Annotated in this window: 1 protein-coding gene; it reads right to left on the reverse strand. The window is 64.5% G+C overall.

All coding sequences use genetic code 11. From position 1 onward, the window contains the following. Nucleotides 1-107: 107 nt before the first annotated feature. Nucleotides 108-1,355: a group II intron reverse transcriptase/maturase gene (gene ltrA / locus G3A44_RS23090; RefSeq protein ID WP_239062066.1), complete on the reverse strand. Its 1,248-nt coding sequence runs from the start codon at nt 1,353-1,355 to the stop codon at nt 108-110. Nucleotides 1,356-1,882 lie beyond the last annotated feature (527 nt).

Raw genomic sequence — 1,882 nt, forward strand, 5'->3', positions numbered from 1 at the left:
CTAATCGAGATAGGAGAAATCCTCGCGGATTCCCCCTCTCACACCACCGGACGTACGGGTCACGTATCCGGCGGTTCGGGTTGTTGAATGTGGTCTGCCCATGTGCTTCATGCCGTTTTCAGGGGCACCAGGCTGGGCAGACCAAGACTTGCGAAGTACCTCGCCGGCAGGGCCAGCGACAGCGCCGGGGTCATCGAGATGCGCCACGGGCCATGCGCGCTCTTGCTCACGTTCCAGGCTTCTCGCACTGTCACGCCGCGTTTGCGCAGTTCCCGGTAGCCGGCCGATCCCCATTGCTTCCATTGATAGCAGCGTAACCGCCGCCGCAACCACTTGTCCACGTCGCGCAGAGGGCTCAGCACCTCGGTGATGCCGAAGTACGCTCTCCAACCGAGCAGGGTGTCTCTCAGCTCTTGGACGACCTGTTCCAAGCGGTGTCCTCTTGTGCGGCGGCTCAACCCGCGCAGCGTGTGTTTGAGCTTGTCCAGGGCCGGTTTGGCCACCTGCAGGCCCTTGCTGCGCCGGTTGAGCGTAAAGCCCAGGAACTTGCGGTTCCACGGGCGGTCCACGGCGCTTTTTCGTGAATTCACTGTGAGCCTCAGTGAGTCTTCGACCAAGCGCGTCACGCTGGCCATCACCCTGTGCCCGGCACGCTCGCTGGCCACCATGATTTGGCAGTCATCGGCATACCGTGCAAAGGCAAGTCCGCGCCTGTGCAGTGTCCAGTCCAGTTCATCCAGCACCACATTGGCCAGCACCGGCGAGAGCGGGCCGCCTTGCGGCACACCCTGGCGGCGCGTTTGCACCTGTCCCGTCTGTGCGTCCCACATCCCCGCACGCGCAAAGCGACGGATCAGTTGGAGCATGCGGGCGTCGGGCACCTGCCGGGCCAGCCGGCTGATGAGCCGGTCGTGGTTGACTCGGTCGAAGAAGCTCTCCAGATCGATGTCCACCACCCAGCCCTTGCCGGCTTTGACTTCGGCTTGCATCTTCCGCACCGCTTGGTGTGCATTGCGCCCCGGCCTGAAGCCGTAGCTGTCCGGGTGGAAGTGGGGCTCCCACTGCCGTGACACCACTTGCGCCAGCGCCTGCTGTATGAACCGGTCCAACACCGTGGGGATGCCCAGCACCCTCATGCGCCCGTCTGGCTTGGGGATCTCCACCTTCCTCACCGGCTGTGGGCCGTAGCCCCCGGCCAGCAGTTGGGCTTTGATCTGCGGCCAGTGCCGCTTGAGGTGGCCCGGCAGTTCGTCAACGGTCATCCCGTCAACCCCCGGCGCGCCCTTGTTCTGGCGTACCTGTCTGAGGGCGCGCTGCAGGTTCTCGCGCTCCAGCGCTTGTTCCAGCAGCCCCATCCCCTCCATCGCCTGGGCCCCTCGCGCCGCATTGGCCGCAGGTTCATCCGGTTCGGATGCATTCCCGCCGCCCTTTGGCTCGCCGCCCAGGTCTCTTCCCGTTCGGGCCTTCAGTGACAGGACCTTCACCTACTACGCCCTTTGCTGACTTCTGCCCAGGCCTTCAGCGCCAGTCTCCCAGCGCCCAGTCGCGCCGCCGTCTCCCGACGCCGTCTCGACACCCGGCAGATCTCCCGCGGTAAGACACGAATCCTTCCTCGCATAGACGCCGGATTTACAAAATGCACCCATCCCGGCATTGCACCCGGGTTTGCAGATGGAGGGCTTGGCGGTCACGTGCCCGCTCGCCCCGAATGCATCACGCCTCATATCCGGTTTCTGTTCGTCGCCCTGCGATTTCGCCTTGAGCTTCCTCCCCACCCCGCCTCGCGGCGACGCAGTTGCCCTTTGGCTAACCTTCGGCTCTGCTGATACCTGGTATCGGGACTCTCACCCGACTGGATTCGTGCCATGCGCGGCACACACGT

The sequence above is a fragment of the Ideonella livida genome (assembly GCF_010499455.1).
Lineage (GTDB): Bacteria > Pseudomonadota > Gammaproteobacteria > Burkholderiales > Burkholderiaceae_C > Ideonella > Ideonella livida.

Coding starts and splice junctions, on each gene's coding strand:
- ltrA (WP_239062066.1), bottom strand. CDS start 1,355: ATGGGGCTGCTGGAACAAGCGCTGGAGCGCGAGAACCTGCAGCGCGCC.